The sequence below is a fragment of the Streptomyces sp. NBC_01214 genome, from assembly GCF_026340975.1.
Lineage (GTDB): Bacteria > Actinomycetota > Actinomycetes > Streptomycetales > Streptomycetaceae > Streptomyces.
This window is the reverse complement of the sequence record NZ_JAPEOS010000003.1, coordinates 1,151,184-1,165,395: the sequence shown is the minus strand read 5'-3', so window position 1 is coordinate 1,165,395 and position 14,212 is coordinate 1,151,184. Positions and strand designations below refer to the sequence as shown.

Annotated in this window: 11 protein-coding genes; 4 read left to right on the top strand and 7 right to left on the bottom strand. The window is 73.1% G+C overall.

Annotation, left to right across the window (positions count from 1 at the left end):
• The first annotated feature begins 71 nt into the window (after positions 1 to 71).
• Positions 72 to 1,031: a hypothetical protein gene (locus OG594_RS41550; protein ID WP_266607563.1), complete on the top strand. Its 960-nt coding sequence runs from the start codon at positions 72 to 74 to the stop codon at positions 1,029 to 1,031.
• A gap of 127 nt (positions 1,032 to 1,158) precedes the next feature.
• On the opposite strand, the gene OG594_RS41545 is transcribed toward OG594_RS41550, so the two are convergent.
• From OG594_RS41545 to OG594_RS41535, 3 genes are all read right to left on the bottom strand, one after another.
• The gene (locus OG594_RS41545; protein WP_266607562.1) at positions 1,159 to 1,623 is read right to left on the bottom strand and encodes a hypothetical protein; all 465 of its coding nucleotides are present in this window, start codon (positions 1,621 to 1,623) and stop codon (positions 1,159 to 1,161) included.
• Between the two features lie 170 nt (positions 1,624 to 1,793).
• Positions 1,794 to 1,991, bottom strand: a complete 198-nt coding sequence (locus OG594_RS41540) for a hypothetical protein (RefSeq protein WP_266607561.1) — start codon at positions 1,989 to 1,991, stop codon at positions 1,794 to 1,796.
• A gap of 185 nt (positions 1,992 to 2,176) precedes the next feature.
• Positions 2,177 to 4,852: a LuxR C-terminal-related transcriptional regulator gene (locus OG594_RS41535; protein ID WP_266607560.1), complete on the bottom strand. Its 2,676-nt coding sequence runs from the start codon at positions 4,850 to 4,852 to the stop codon at positions 2,177 to 2,179.
• A gap of 172 nt (positions 4,853 to 5,024) precedes the next feature.
• On the opposite strand from OG594_RS41535, the gene OG594_RS41530 reads away from it, so the two are divergent.
• The gene (locus OG594_RS41530; RefSeq protein WP_266607559.1) at positions 5,025 to 5,744 is read left to right on the top strand and encodes a ZIP family metal transporter; all 720 of its coding nucleotides are present in this window, start codon (positions 5,025 to 5,027) and stop codon (positions 5,742 to 5,744) included.
• Between the two features lie 21 nt (positions 5,745 to 5,765).
• Here the strand turns inward: OG594_RS41530 and OG594_RS41525 are convergent, their stop codons facing one another.
• Positions 5,766 to 7,253 carry a S1 RNA-binding domain-containing protein gene (locus OG594_RS41525; protein WP_266607558.1) on the bottom strand — a complete coding sequence of 496 codons (1,488 nt, stop codon included), beginning with the start codon at positions 7,251 to 7,253 and terminating at the stop codon, positions 5,766 to 5,768.
• A gap of 90 nt (positions 7,254 to 7,343) precedes the next feature.
• On the opposite strand from OG594_RS41525, the gene OG594_RS41520 reads away from it, so the two are divergent.
• The gene (locus tag OG594_RS41520) at positions 7,344 to 8,276 is read left to right on the top strand and encodes an aminoglycoside phosphotransferase family protein (RefSeq protein WP_266607557.1); all 933 of its coding nucleotides are present in this window, start codon (positions 7,344 to 7,346) and stop codon (positions 8,274 to 8,276) included.
• A 142-nt stretch (positions 8,277 to 8,418) separates the two neighbouring features.
• On the opposite strand, the gene OG594_RS41515 is transcribed toward OG594_RS41520, so the two are convergent.
• From OG594_RS41515 to aceA, 3 genes are all read right to left on the bottom strand, one after another.
• The gene (locus tag OG594_RS41515; RefSeq protein ID WP_266607556.1) at positions 8,419 to 9,342 is read right to left on the bottom strand and encodes a 3-hydroxybutyryl-CoA dehydrogenase; all 924 of its coding nucleotides are present in this window, start codon (positions 9,340 to 9,342) and stop codon (positions 8,419 to 8,421) included.
• Positions 9,339 to 10,931, bottom strand: a complete 1,593-nt coding sequence (gene aceB, locus OG594_RS41510; protein ID WP_266607555.1) for a malate synthase A — start codon at positions 10,929 to 10,931, stop codon at positions 9,339 to 9,341. Before aceB ends, OG594_RS41515 begins: the two co-directional genes overlap by 4 nt.
• An 87-nt stretch (positions 10,932 to 11,018) precedes the next feature.
• Positions 11,019 to 12,305 carry an isocitrate lyase gene (aceA, locus tag OG594_RS41505; RefSeq protein WP_266607554.1) on the bottom strand — a complete coding sequence of 429 codons (1,287 nt, stop codon included), beginning with the start codon at positions 12,303 to 12,305 and terminating at the stop codon, positions 11,019 to 11,021.
• 399 nt (positions 12,306 to 12,704) lie between these two features.
• On the opposite strand from aceA, the gene OG594_RS41500 reads away from it, so the two are divergent.
• Positions 12,705 to 14,120: a short-chain fatty acyl-CoA regulator family protein gene (locus OG594_RS41500; RefSeq protein ID WP_266607553.1), complete on the top strand. Its 1,416-nt coding sequence runs from the start codon at positions 12,705 to 12,707 to the stop codon at positions 14,118 to 14,120.
• The last annotated feature ends 92 nt before the right edge of the window (positions 14,121 to 14,212 follow it).

Here is a 14,212-nt window from a genome sequence, read left to right as displayed (position 1 = left end):
CATGACTGCAGAGCCACGATGGAGCACCGGAACGGATCTTCATCGAGGGGGACGACAGGCATGGTGCGACCGTGGGGGAACGTGGTGTCGAGAGCGGCGGGGCAAGGGAGCGCGGAGCCCGGGCGGTGCTCGACCCGTTGGCCCGGCCCGCCGGTGTGGGTGCGCTGCTGGGCACCTTATGGCTCCTGGTGGCGGTGCTGCCCTGGGACTTCGACGACTTGTGCCACAGCGAGGAGCCCTGGGGGTGCCTGGGGTTCGGACTGCTGATGCTCGCGGTCATCCCGCTCGTCACCACGGTGGCCGGCTGGGTGCTGCTGCGCGTGGCAGGTGTCCGTCCCGCCTGGCGGGTGGCCGCTCTGGGCGGGGTACTGGCATGGGCTGCCGAGTACCTGTTCTCCCGGGCGGGGGGCGGGTCCCTCCTGGCTTCGTACTCGATACCGCTCGTGCTGGCCGCGGCCTATGCGGCGGCAGCGGCCGTCGCACTGCCCACCGTCGGCTCCCTCCGGCGCTGGGGGGTGCTGGGCGTCGCACTGCTGCTGATGTGGCCGTTGACGGGAGCCCTCGGCGAACGCAGCATCTCGCAGCACACCGAACGGCAACTCGTTGCCTCCAAGGTCCCGTTGCTGGCCCCCGAGCTGCGCGGCTACCGGATGTTCTTCCCGGAGGCCAACGCCTACAGCGGCACGTTCGGCTATCTCCTGCTGCCCAGACCGGTGGAGACCAGCGCCGCCGACCGGGAGCGGCTCGGTGTCTGGGTGACCGTCGCCCCGCAGGCCGCCGGTTTCGCACCCCCGGACGCGTGCGAGGTCTACCGCGGTGTCACGCAGATCGACGCGGGCCCGTGCGAACAGGTGGCCCCCGACACCTGGCGCTCCTCCCGGTCCGGGGCCATCCGCTACATCGCGCGACGCGAAGGCGCCGTCGTTCTCCTCGATGGCGGTGGGCCGACCGTTTCCGACCAGGACCTGAGGGCCATGGCCGACTCCCTCACCGTCCGCAAGCCCGCCTTCTTCCTCCATCCGAACGGCTAGGTCGTCTCTTTCGGATCTCGCGGGCCCGGCAAGATCCGAAAGAAACGGCCTAGGGGCCGGCCCTGGGACCGTCTTGACGCGGCGGCACCCGACCCGTCGCCGGATCGGGTGCCGCACGTGGCCCGCGTCAGTCGGTGGCGTGCGTCCAGCTCGTGCACAGCGCCCAGATGATGAACACGTCGATCGCGATGATGATGATCGACCACCAGGGCTGGTACGGCAGCCACATGAAGTTGAGGATCACGCTGATGCCGGCCAGTGCGATACCGGCGCCCCGGGCCAGGTTCGACCCGGCGAACAGGCCCACTCCGGTGAGGACGACGATGATCCCGACGATGAGGTGGATCCAGCCCCACGCCGTGAGGTCGAATTCGAAGACGTAGCTGCCGATGCGCGCGTAGACGTCGTCGTTGGCGATGGCCGCGATGCCCTGGAATATCGCGAGGCACCCGGTCACCAGGAGGAGGACCGCGGCGAACATCGTGCCCACGTTCCCCGCGCCCGGGCCGTCGCCGCTTGGGAACGACGGTGCGTTGCTGCCCGGCGCAGGGCCGGTGTTCCAGTTTCCCCCGGTCGGTGTCGGCTGGCCCATGGAATTCACCTCACAGTTGGCGGTGCAGCGCAGGACCGTCCTGCTCCGGCACGTCAGTCACAGGCTTCGGTGCCCACATCGCAGTGTCGTCCGGCGGTCCGGTTCCTGTGATCACCCGAAGCGGGTGGTCTTCACCCGAACCCGCCCCGGGCCCGCCCGGAGGCTCCCGCTCAGGCGGGCAGGCGGCGCATTTCGAGCACCCGCAGGCCCAGGGACTGGAAGCGGGTGAGGAGCCCGTACAGGTGGGCCTCGTCCGCCACGCTGCCGAACAGGAGCGTCTGCTCCGGAACGGGGGTCCGGTCGAGCTCGGGAAAGCTCGCGGCGAGCGCGTCCGGTACGACCCCCGAGATGCGGAATTCGTAGCGCATGAGAGCACTCACTCCTCTCGGAACGAAGGCATCGGAGCCCGGGCCGGTGCGAGGGCCCGGGCTGCTCCCGGCTTCCCCCGCCATCGTCGGCCTCCGCCCCGCGCGCGGCATCGCCCGGTCCGGGCGAGAAGCGCGTCCCCGGCTCACGGCTCACGGCTCGCGGCTCGCGGCTCGCGGCTCGCGGCTCAGAGCATCCCGAGGTCCTGGGCCCGGTGGACGGCCTCGCTGCGCCGGGTGACGCAGAGCTTGCGGTAGATGCTCTTCAGGTGGGTCTTGACCGTGTTGGCGGATACGTACAGCTCGGCCGCGATCTCCTCGGTGGACAGCAGATCCGCCGCCTTGCGCAGCACCTCGGTCTCCCGCGCGCTCAGCGGTTCCACCACCGCCGGCCGGCCGTCGGCCTGCGGCGCACGCGCCGTACGGGCCGGGGCGCGGGGGGTCAGCCAGCCGTGCGTCCGTGCCCAGCGCGGGTCCCGGCCCAGGGTCCGGCGCACCCATGGACCGCTCTCGGCGAACATCCGGCGCAGTTCCTCGGGGCGGGCGAGCGCCAGCGCCTCGCCCAGGTGCCGGTCGGCCTCCCGGGAGTCGCCGGCCGCCGCGGCGATCTGCGCGTGGAGCAGGCACGCGCGGGCCCGTACCGGGGTGGCGACGCCGTCGTCTCCCGGTACGCCCGCCAGTGCCCCCGCCGCGCACGCGCCGCGGCCGGCGGCCAGCAGGGCCCGGGCCCGGGCCACCGCGTGCTCCGGCCGGTCGCCGTCCGGGGCCTGGACCGCGTCCAGGACCCGCAGGGCCCCCTCGGCGTCGTCGCGTGCCAGGTGTACGGCCGACTCGGCCACGGCCAGCTCGTCCACCGCCCAGGCGGGCAGGTCCTCCGGGTCGACCGCGCGCAGGGCGGCGAGCGCGGCCTCCCCGTCGCCCTCGGCCACCGCGAGCCGGGCCCCGATGACGGCGGCGCGGGCGGCGGTCGCGGGATCCGGGCGCGGCCCGGGCGCCGCGGTGGCCAGGTCGAGGTGGCGGCGGGCGGCCGGCAGGTCGTCCTGCTCGAGGGCCACGCCCGCCAGGACGAGGTGGACGGTCGCGGCCCGGCGCTCGGGCGGAAGGGCGGACCGCTCCGCGACGGCGAGCGAGGCATGGGCGTGGGCGGCTGCCTGCCGCAACCGGCCGCGCAGCAGTTCGGTCAGGGCCAGTGAACCGAGGGCGTCGCAGTGCGGGGACTCCGTGCCCGGCTCCCCGCACGCGGCGACCGCGGCCGCGAGGGTGGATCCGGCCCGGTCCGGGCGTCCCGCACCCAGCTCGACGGCGCCGAGGTGCGCCAGCAGCAGGGCGCGCAGCTCGGGGCGCTCGGCGACCAGGGGCGGCGGCAGCTCCCGCAGCAGCCGGTCGGCGTCGGCGGCGGCCCGTTCGACGGCCGTCACGTCATCGGCCGGGCGTCCGGCGAGCACGCCGAGGAAGGCACGGGCGAACCGGGTCACCGGACCGCGGGGATCGGTGAGCGAGCCGTCCGTAGGGGGTGCGTCCGCCAGGACGGCGTCCGCCCGCCGCAGTGCGGCCTCGCATCCGGGCAGGTCCTGTTCGGCGAGTCGGCAGGCCGCCTCGACCAGTGCGGGCGCCACTCCGGTCGTCCCGGCCGGCATCCCGGCGAAGGCCCGGCCGAGCTGATCGGCCTCCAGGCCGGTGAGGAGGCGGCCGATCGCCAGGTTGTCGACGAGCTGCGCCGCCGCGAACGGCCAGTCCCCGGCGGCGGCGCCCTGGAGCACCGCCTCCGTGAGCCGCCCGGTCCGGGCGAGCCAGCGCGCCGCCCGCCCGTGCAGCCGGGGTTCCAGCCCGGGGCAGCGTTGCCGCAGGTGCGCGCGCAGCACCTCGGCGAACAGGGGGTGCAGCCGGTACCAGGCGGAGGCGTCGATCTGCTCCAGGAACGCGTTGTCGCGGGCCAGTCCCGCCAGGGTCCGTGCGCCGTCGTCCCGGCCGGTCAGCGCGTCCGCGAGGTCCGGGTGGACGCGGTCCGTGACGCAGACGCGCAGCAGCAGGTCCTGGGTGGGCGGCGGCTGTGCGTCGAGCACCTCGGTGAGGAGGTAGTCGGCGATCGTGGTGCGGTCGGCCGCGAACTGGCGCAGGAACGCCTCCGGGTCGGCGCTGCGCTGCATCGCCAGGGCGCACAGGCGTACCCCGGCCGCCCACCCCTCGGTCCGCTCCATCAGCAGGCGGATTCCGGCGGGTGAGACGTCCAGCCGGTGCTCGCCCAGCAGCGCCTCGGCGTCCGCGTCGGTGAACCTGAGGTCGGCGTGCCGGATCTCGGTGATCTCGCCGGCCGCCCGGTAGCGGTGCAGGGGCAGCAGGGAGTCCGACCGACTGGTGAGCACGATGCGCAGGCCGCCGGCCGCGTGCCGGAGCACGAAGTCCAGTCCCTCGCTCGTCGCGGGCGGCTGGGCGGTGTCGAACTGGTCGAGGACGAGGACGGCGGGCTGTGCGGATGCGGCCAGCCCGTCCGCCAGGCGCACCAGGAACGAGCGGGTCACCCCTTCGGCGCGGGTCGGCCTGCCCACCGCGGCCGGCAGGGCCACCCCGCCCCGGTGGAGGGCCTCCAGGACGTACGCCCAGAAGGCACCGGGGGCGTCGTCGGGTTCGACGGTGAGCCACACGGGGGGACGCGGCGCGCGTCCGTCGGCCGCCCAGTGGGCGGTGAGGACCGTCTTGCCCGATCCGGCCGGGCCGTTGATGAGGGTGAGCGGCCCCTGCGCCCCGGCCGTCAGCCGCCCCAGCAGCTCGGGCCGGTGGACCAGCAGCTTGGGCACGGCCGGAGGGGCGAACCTGGCCGTGAGCATGGGGTCGCCGGTCGGGGCGCGGTGGCCCGTGGAGGTCACCGGGGTTCCTGCGGGGGTACGGACTGTGATCGGCCCACGCTCACCACTGAACCGGTGATCGGTGGTGATCACCAGTTGTGTCACCTGGTCCGGGGGATGCCGGGGCGGACGGCGGCCCGGAGCATGGGCACCGCTCGCCTTCCCCGTGCGGGACGGCCGTCCAGGAGGTCCGATGAACGCTCTCGCGGCGGCCGGATGGGGCGCTCTCGCGGCCTTCTCCCTGGTCATCGGGGCCTGGCTGGCGCTGCGCTGGCGTCCGTCGGCGAGGGTGACCGGACTGGTGCTGGGGTTCGGCGCGGGAGCGCTGATCGCGGCCGTGGCGTACGAGCTGGTGCCCGAGGAGCGCTTCGAGAGCGCATGGGACTTCCTGGCCGTCGGGGTCGGCGCCCTGACCTTCTTCCTCCTCGACGGGGCCCTCGCGCAGAAGGCCACGGCGCAGCGGTCGGCCGGGAGCGCGCACAACGCGAACCGCTCCATCGTGCTCGGGGCCCTGCTCGACGGGATACCCGAGTCCCTGGTGCTGGGGATGGGCCTGGCCGCCGGCGGCTCGATCAGCGTCCCGTTCCTGGCGGCGGTGTTCCTGTCGAACCTCCCCGAGAGCCTCGGCGCCACCGCGGGCATGCGGGAGGAGGGCCGGCAGCCGGGCGTGGTGTACCGGATCTGGTGGGGCATCACCGCGATCTCGGGCGCGTGCGCCGCGCTGGGCTACGGGCTGGTGGGGTTCGTACCCGGCACCGAGGGCCGGCTGGTGCAGGCGTTCGCGGCCGGGGCGGTCCTGACCATGCTCGCGAACTCGATGATGCCGGAGGCCTTCGAACTGGGCCGCAGGCTCGCGGGTCTGTCGACCGTGCTCGGCTTCGCGGCCGCCGGGGCGCTCTCCCTCCTGGAGTGAACGCCGCCGACGGCCGCTCGCTCAGACCTCCGGGGTGAATCCGATCCAGCGCGGCTCCAGGTTCACGCCGAGCAGGGTGAGGCGTACCTCGTCCCCCACCTCGAAGGTCCTGCCGGAGAACTCGCTCTCGTGGACCACGCAGTCGACACCCGGTGCGATGCGCACGGACACACCGAACGGAATGATCTTGGTGACGGTACCCGTGAGGTTGTCGCCGATCTGGTGGGCTCGGACGAAGGCGCGCCGGGGGTCCGGGAGCAGTGCTTTGACGGACAGGTTCGCGCGCTCCCACTCCAGGTCGACGTGGAGGACCTCGGCGCGGATCCGCCGGCCGATCGGGGCCACCTCGGCCACGTCCTCGAAGTACTCCCAGGACATTTCGGGGACGCGCAGGAAGCCCATGGGGCACTGCCACTCGTGGTCCAGGTCCAGGTCCAGGTCCACGTGCACGCCGACGTCGTCCAGACCGCTCACGACGGTGCCGGTCACCACGTCCCCGGTCTTCAGCGAGCCGAGCAGGGTCCGCCGCTCGTCGGCGGGGGTGCGGTTGGTACGCCAGCGCGCCCGTACGACGCCGTCGGCATCCGGCAGCACTCCGGAGAGCAGGGGCCGGCGATCGGCCGGTAGCAGCGGGACCAGGCCGGCCCGTCGGTGCGCTCCGGTCCTGATCATCGGGTGGGAGTAGTCGGTGCGGGCCATCCACGGCTCGGCGATGCGCGACCAGCGCATGTTCCCGTCGGGATCCTGTTGGACCAGGAGTTCGAGCCGTTCCGAGCGGAGGACGGCGGCGCGGACCGCCTCGATGTCGTCGGTCAGGTCCGGCCAGACCGCCAGCCGGGCCCGCGGGGTCAGCAGCGCCCGTACCCGGGTGATCTCGGCGGCCGTGGTCGGCCGGTGCCACCGCTGGTCGCCGCCGACGTACCGTTCCTCGACCAGTACCCCGCCGTGCTCGGCGACCAGGCTGTGGACCGCCGTCCAGAAGGCTCCGTCCGCGGGCGGCTGGGGGTCGGTCTCGTCGAGGGCGGGGTCGTACGGGGAGCGTTCGACCGGTTCGACGGTCAGCCCCGATCGGCGGGCGTGCGCAGCGGCCTGCGCGTACGGCGCCGGACCCCCGATGTAGAGGTCGTGCCGTTCCCCGACGTGGAGGAAGAACCCTTCCTCGGCGTGCAGTCGGCACCAGGGGCCCTCGCGCAGCAGCACGGCCCGCAGCAGTTCCAGGCCGGTGTCGAGCGGAACGTGCGCGCCGTCGTGGTAATCGGACGGTGGGAGGGGGCCGGACGAGCCGGGCCGGTCGGAGGGCAACAGCCCCGCCAGCTCCGGGGCGCTCGGCGCCGGACGGGATCGGAAGGAGAAGAACCCCCGCGCCATCGGGTTGTCGATCGTCAGCCGGTCGATGCCGGCTTGAACGGCGAAGCGGCGTGCGGCGGCGACGAAGGTCTCGGCCAGCTGTTCCCGGAGGGCGAAGGGGACGGCCGCGGCGGGGGTGAGCCGGTAGGTGAAGGGCGGCATCTCAGCGCCCCCGGCGGCTCGAAGTTGCCCTGAGGGCCGGTCGCGGACGGACAGAAGGTTGGATCATGCGGCCCAGCGTAAGGTACCCAGATGATCGAGACACCGGAAATGTTCACGCGCTGCACCGTCGAGCGCGAGGGAGCGGCCGGAGCCGCATGGCTCGCCGAACTGCCGGCAATCGTCGACGAGTTACTGGAACGCTGGGAGTGCGTACCGGACGGCGAGGTCATGCACGGGGGTGTCGGGATCATCGTTCCGGTGCTGCGGCGGGACTCGGTGGCGGCCGTGCTGAAGGTCTCCTTCCCGCATCCCGGCAACGTCCACGAGCCGGACGCGTTCGAGGCGTGGGGCGGGCGCGGGGCCGTCCTGCTGCACGAGCGCGACGACGAGCGTTTCGCGATGCTGCTGGAGCGGGTCCGGTCGGTGACGCTCGAGGGGGTCGAGGACGGCGACGAGGTGGTGACGGTGGCGGGGCGGCTCAGCCGCCGGCTGGCCGTCCCGGCGCCGGCCCACCTCCCCCGGCTGCGGGAGCAGGCCGACTCCTGGGAGGAGCAACTACGCAAGGACGAGGGCGACTGGGCGCACGCGCTGCCCCGGTACGTGGTGGACGCGGCGGTGGCGACCGTGCGCGAGCTGGGGCACACCCAGCCGGACGTCCTGATCCACGGCGACCTCCACGCCCGGAACGTCCTGCGGGCGGACCGGGAGCCGTGGCTCGCGGTCGACCCCAAGGGCTACGTGGGGGACCCCGCCTACGACGGCGGCACGCTGCTCAAGACGCGCGCACTGTCCCTCATCGGAGCCGAGGACCTCGGCAAGGCGGTCCACCGCACCGTGGACGTCTTCGTCGAGGCCGCGGAACTCGAGCGCGAGCGCGTCCGGCGCTGGGCCCAACTCCACGCGGTACAAGCCGCGTTCTGGGCGCGTCGGCACGGATTCCGGGTCGCCCGAGGCGGCCCGCTGCTCGACCGGATCACGGAATTCGCCGACCATCTCGCGCAGTTGCTGACGCGGCCCGCCTGATCGCCTCCTGCGATCCCGCACCCCCCGCACCCCCGCACCCCCGTACGCGGAGCGGCGCGGGTGCGGCGACACCACTCGCCCCACCCGCGCCGTCCCGCACGTCCCCGGCGCACCCTCTGCCCGGGAGACCCGCCGGGGCTCCTCAGCCCCGGCCGTATGTGTGGAACCCGCGGCCGCTCTTGCGGCCGAGCAGACCCGCCTGCACCATCCGCTGGAGCAGCGGGGGCGGCGCGTACAGGGGTTCCTTGAACTCCTCGTAGAGGGATTCCGCGATGGCCGCGACCGTGTCCAGGCCGATCAGGTCGGCGAGTTTGAGCGGGCCCATCGGGTGGGCGCAGCCCAGTTCCATTCCGGCGTCCACGTCCTCGGGGGCGGCGAACCCGGATTCGGCCATGCGGATGGCCGAGAGGAGGTAGGGGATCAGCAGCGCGTTGACCACGAAACCGGCCCGGTCCTGGGACCGGACGGTGGTCTTGCCCAGGGCGTCGCGGGCGAAGGCCTCCACGGCGTCGAGGGTGTCGCGCGAGGTGTGGAGGGAGGAGACGACCTCCACGAGCGGCAGGACGGGAACGGGGTTGAAGAAGTGCAGGCCCACGACCCGGTCGGCGCGGCCGGTGGCCATGCCCAGGCGCATGATCGCAATGGCCGAGGTGTTCGTGGCGAGGATCGCTTCCGGGTCCGCCACGATCTTGTCGAGGCCGGCGAAGACCTCGATCTTGGCTTCGGGGTTCTCGGTGACGGCCTCGATGACGAGCTGCCGGTCGGCGAGGTCCTCCAGGTCGCCGGTGAAGACGAGCCGGGCCAGGGCGTCCTCGGCGGAGATCCGGTCCAGCTTGCCGCGCTGCACGGCCCGTTCGAGGGAGACGGCGACGCGTTCCCGGGCGACCCGGGCGGCGGTGGCGTCCGACTCGGCGACGACGGTGTCGAGGCCGGCGCGGGCGCACACCTCGGCGATGCCGGCGCCCATCTGGCCGCCGCCCACGATACCGACCCGGTGGATCGGCGCGATCGGCGCGTTCGACGTGATCGACGTGATCGACGTGATCGACGTGATCGACGTGGTCATGAGCGGTTCTCCGTCCGGCGGACGAGGTGGCGGGTGTAGGCCTCGGGGGTGAAGAAGGCGGCCAGGCGGGGGGTGAGCGCGGTGTTCACGAAGACCTCCCGGGCCTCGGCGACCCGGGCCCGCGGGTCCTCCTCCTCCAGTGCCGCGCATTCGGCGTCGAGGAGGTCGAGGACCGCCGCCCGGTCGGCCAGGTCGTGGCGCAGCCACTGCCAGATCTGGACGCGGGCGATCTCGGCGGTCGCGGCGTCCTCCATCAGGCCGTACAGGGCCACGGCGCCGCTGCCGCGCAGCCAGGCGTCGAAGTAGTGCAGGGCCACGGCGACGTTCGAGCGGATGCCCTCCCGGGTGGGGGGCGCGGCGATCCGGCGCACGGACAGCAGGTCGGCGGCCGTGATCTCGACGTCCTCCCGGGTCCGGTCCAGCTGGTTCGGCCGCTCCCCCAGGACGCCGTCGAAGACCTCGCGGCAGACGGGGACCAGTCCGGGGTGGGCGACCCAGGAGCCGTCGAAGCCGTCCTCGGCCTCCCGCTCCTTGTCGAGTCGGACCTTGGCGAGGGCGGCGGCGTTCGCCTCCGCGTCCCGGCTGGGGACGTGGGCGGCCATCCCGCCGATGGCCTGGGCGCCGCGCCGGTGGCAGGTGCGGACCAGCAACTCGGTGTAGGCGCGCATGAAGGGGGCGGTCATGGTGACCTTGGCCCGGTCGGGCAGCTGGAAGTCGGTGCGGTGGCCGAAGGTCTTGATCAGGCTGAAGAGGTAGTCCCAGCGGCCCGCGTTCAGCCCCGCGCTGTGCTCGCGCAGCTCGTGGAGGATCTCCTCCATCTCGAAGGCGGCGGTGATCGTCTCGATGAGGACGGTGGCGCGGACGGTGCCGCGGGGGATGCCGAGGAGTTCCTGGGCGAGGAGGAAGACGTCGTTCCACAGGCGCGCCTCGTACCGGTTCTCCAGCTTGGGCAGGTAGAAGTACGGGCCGTGGCCCGCGTCGATCTGCCGCTGGGCGCAGTGGAAGAAGTACAGGCCGAAGTCGACGAGGGACGCGGACAGGGGCCGGCCGTCGATCTCCAGGTGCTCTTCGAGGAGGTGCCAGCCGCGCGGCCGGACCATGATGGTCGCGAGCTGCTCGCCGAGGCGGTACTCCTTGCCCTCCGGGGTGGTGAAGTCGATGCACCGTTCGATGGCGTCGAGCAGGGTCAGCTGGCCGCCGATGACGTTGGCCCAGGTCGGGGCGGTGGCGTCCTCGAAGTCGGCCATCCACACCTTGGCGCCGGAGTTCAGGGCGTTGACGGCCATCCGCCGCTCCGGCGGGCCGGTGATCTCGACGCGGCGGTCGGTGAGGCCGGGCGCGGGCGGGGCGACGCGCCAGTGCGGGTCCTCGCGCAGGGCCCGCGTCGCGAGCGGGAAGTCGAGCGGGGTGCCGCCGGCCAGGTGGCCCGCGCGGCGGTCGCGTTCCTTGAGGACCTCCAGGCGGCGGTCCGCGAACGCGGTGTCGAGCCGGCCGATGAATTCCAGTGCCTCGGGGGTCAGGATCTCCTCGTGGCGCTCGCCGGGCGCACCGAGGACCTGGACGCTGCGGGTCAAGGGCGAGAGGGGCATGCGGTTCTCCTCAGCGGGAGCGGTGGGCGGTGCCCGAGGGGGAAGTCCCTCGGGCACCCGTCGGAAGGAGTCGGCACGACACCCCCCTTAGTGGAACTGCTCTTCCTCGGTGGAGCCGGAGAGCGCGGTGGTGGAGGAGGCCGGGTTGACGGCGGTGGAGACGAGGTCGAAGTAGCCGGTGCCGACCTCGCGCTGGTGCTTGACGGCGGTGAACCCCTGGGCCTGGGCGGCGAACTCGCGCTCCTGGAGGTCGACGTAGGCGGTCATGCCGTGCTCGGCGTAGCCGCGGGCGAGGTCGAACATGCCGTGGTTGAGCGAGTGGAAGCCGGCCAGGGTGATGAACTGGAAGCGGTAGCCCATCGCGCCGAGCTCCCGCTGGAACTTGGCGATCTGGTCGTCGTCCAGCGCGGCCTTCCAGTTGAAGGACGGCGAGCAGTTGTAGGCCAGCATCTGGTCGGGGTACTGGGCGTGGATCGCCTCGGCGAACTCGCGGGCCTGCTCCAGGTCCGGGGTGCCGGTCTCCACCCAGATCAGGTCGGCGTACGGGGCGTAGGCGAGACCGCGGGCGATGACCGGAGCCATTCCGCCCCGGACGTGGTAGAAGCCCTCCGCGGTGCGCTCGCCCGTGCAGAACTCCGCATCGCGCTCGTCGACGTCGCTGGTCAGGAGGGTGGCGGCGAGGGCGTCCGTACGGGCGATGATCAGGGTCGGGACGTCGGCGATGTCCGCCGCCAGGCGGGCCGCGTTGAGGGTGCGGACGTGCTGCGCGGTCGGGACGAGGACCTTGCCGCCGAGGTGGCCGCACTTCTTCTCGGAGGCCAGCTGGTCCTCGTAGTGGATGCCGGCCGCACCCGCCGCGATCATCGCCTTGGTGAGCTCGAAGGCGTTCAGGGGGCCGCCGAAGCCGGCCTCGGCGTCCGCGACGATCGGCGCGAGCCAGTCCGTCGTGTCGGTGCCGCCCTCGGCGGTGGCGATCTGGTCGGCGCGCAGCAGCGCGTTGTTGATCCTGCGCACCACCTGCGGGACCGAGTTGACCGGGTACAGGCTCTGGTCCGGGTAGGTGTGCCCGGCCTGGTTCGCGTCGGCGGCCACCTGCCAGCCGGAGAGGTAGATCGCCTGGAGTCCGGCCCGCACCTGCTGGACCGCCTGGCCGCCGGTGAGCGCGCCGAGGGCGTGGATGTAGTCCTGCTCGTGGAGCTGTCGCCACAGTCGCTCGGCGCCGCGCCGGGCGAGGGTGTGCTCCTCGCGGACGCTGCCCGAGAGCCGCACCACGTGTTCGGCCGTGTAGGTGCGCTCGATGCCCGCCCAGCGGGGGTCGTCGGCCCACCGCTGCTTGAGCTGCTCGGCCGCCGCCGTCGTGTTCGCCTCTGCCATGACCGTCACCGTTTCCATCCGTCGCTTGTCTTGCCAAGGGGCCGGGCCGTGGACCCGATGCGTTGGCACTATGTGCCTCGTAAGGAGATGCGGCCGCCGAACCCGGCCATGGGCCGAAGCTGAGCAATGCTGCCGAGCCGCCGGGGAGAACTGCCTGGATGGCCGAAATCAGGGCGTGAAGCGGGCCAGTTGGTTCGTCCCGGCCACCGTGTCCGGCGGGCCGCACCACCGACTTTGACACTGACACCGAGTGCCATCAAGGACGTACATCTGCCAAGGTATGCGAATCTTCGGCCCCGAAATTGCCAAGCTTGCGAAGCCCACCGGTCGCGAAGATCGCCGTATCCTGACGGCGCGTGGCCGGCGCGTGGCCGGCCCGGCAGACGGCGAGGGAGTGCGGTGAGCAAGACGTACGCGGGAGCGCGGCTGCGGCGGCTGCGCGAGGAGCGGCGGATGACCCAGGCCGACCTGGCCCGCGTGCTCGCCATCTCCCCCAGTTACCTCAACCAGATGGAGCACGACTCCCGGCCGCTCACCGTTCCGGTCCTGCTGCGGCTCACCGAGGCCTTCGGCGTCGATCCGGGCTTCTTCTCCGAACGCGACACCAGCCGGCTGGTCGCCGACCTGCGCGAGGCGCTCGCGAACGAGGTGGCGCAGGCCCGCGTCTCCCCCTCCGACCTGGCCGAACTGGCCACCCGGATGCCCGCGGTCGCCTCGGTGCTGCTGGACCTGGGCCGGCGCAGCCAACTCCTGGCCGAGCGCCTCGCCGACGCCGCCGACGGCCGGGACGTGGCCGCCGACGGCCCGCGCTCGCCCCACGAGGAGATCCGCGAGTTCTTCTACCGGCGGCAGAACTACCTCCACGACACCGATGTCGCCGCCGAAGACCTCGCCGCCGAGATCGGCATCCGCCCGGGGGACGTCATCCGCGCGCTGACCCGCCGGCTCTCCGACCGGCACGGGATCCGGACGGCCACGGACTCCGACCGGCTGCACCACTACGACCCGGCCGCCCGGGTACTGCACCTGTCGAACCGGCTCCGGCCGGGACAGCAGGCGTTCCGGATGGCCACCCAGCTGGCGCTGATCGAGTACGGGGACGAGCTGGACCGGCTGGCCGCCGAGGACTTCCCGCCCGGCACCCCGGTCCACGCCCTCGCGCGGATCGGCATCGCCAACCACTTCGCGGGCGCGCTCATCCTCCCGTACCGCGCCTTCCATTCGGCCGCCGAGGAGTTCCGCTACGACATCGAGCGACTCACCGATCACTTCGGGATCGGCTACGAAACGGTCTGCCACCGCCTCAGCACCCTGCAACGGCCCAGGCTGCGTGGGGTGCCCTTCTCCTTCGTCCGGGTGGACCGGGCCGGGAACATGTCGAAGCGGCAGTCGGCGACCGGATTCCACTTCTCCCGTGCGGGCGGCACCTGCCCGCTGTGGAACGTGTACGAGGCCTTCGCCGTGCCCGGCCGCATCCACGTGCAGGTCGCCGCCATGCCCGACGGGCAGCGGTACCTGTGGACCGCCCGGGCCGTCACCCGCCACCGCGGCGGCTGGGGCGAGCCCGGCAAGACCTTCGCGATCGGGCTCGGCTGCGAGATCCGGCACGCCTCACGGCTCGTGTACGCCGACGGGCTCGACCTCGACAACACGGCGGCCGCCACGCCCATCGGCATGGGCTGCCGCCTCTGCGAACGCCTCGACTGCCCGCAGCGGGCCGTACCACCGCTCGGGCGGGCGCTGGCCGTCGACGAGAACAGCAGCACCTTCATCCCGTACCCGGTGACCAAGAACCCGGTCACCGCACGGGACTGAGCGGGCGTCAGCCCGCGGGCCCCGGAGGGTGCGCCCGGACGGAAGGCGCGCGGACGGAAGGCGCGCGGCGGTGGCTCTGGACTTACTAGGAC

What these genes read in the sequence shown, in the direction of transcription:
- OG594_RS41545 (WP_266607562.1), bottom strand. Translation starts at nt 1,623, where the DNA reads ATGGGCCAGCCGACACCGACCGGGGGAAACTGGAACACCGGCCCTGCG.
- OG594_RS41540 (WP_266607561.1), bottom strand. Translation starts at nt 1,991, where the DNA reads ATGCGCTACGAATTCCGCATCTCGGGGGTCGTACCGGACGCGCTCGCC.
- OG594_RS41530 (WP_266607559.1), top strand. Translation starts at nt 5,025, where the DNA reads ATGAACGCTCTCGCGGCGGCCGGATGGGGCGCTCTCGCGGCCTTCTCC.
- OG594_RS41525 (WP_266607558.1), bottom strand. Translation starts at nt 7,253, where the DNA reads ATGCCGCCCTTCACCTACCGGCTCACCCCCGCCGCGGCCGTCCCCTTC.
- OG594_RS41520 (WP_266607557.1), top strand. Translation starts at nt 7,344, where the DNA reads ATGATCGAGACACCGGAAATGTTCACGCGCTGCACCGTCGAGCGCGAG.
- OG594_RS41515 (WP_266607556.1), bottom strand. Translation starts at nt 9,342, where the DNA reads ATGACCACGTCGATCACGTCGATCACGTCGATCACGTCGATCACGTCG.
- aceB (WP_266607555.1), bottom strand. Translation starts at nt 10,931, where the DNA reads ATGCCCCTCTCGCCCTTGACCCGCAGCGTCCAGGTCCTCGGTGCGCCC.
- aceA (WP_266607554.1), bottom strand. Translation starts at nt 12,305, where the DNA reads ATGGCAGAGGCGAACACGACGGCGGCGGCCGAGCAGCTCAAGCAGCGG.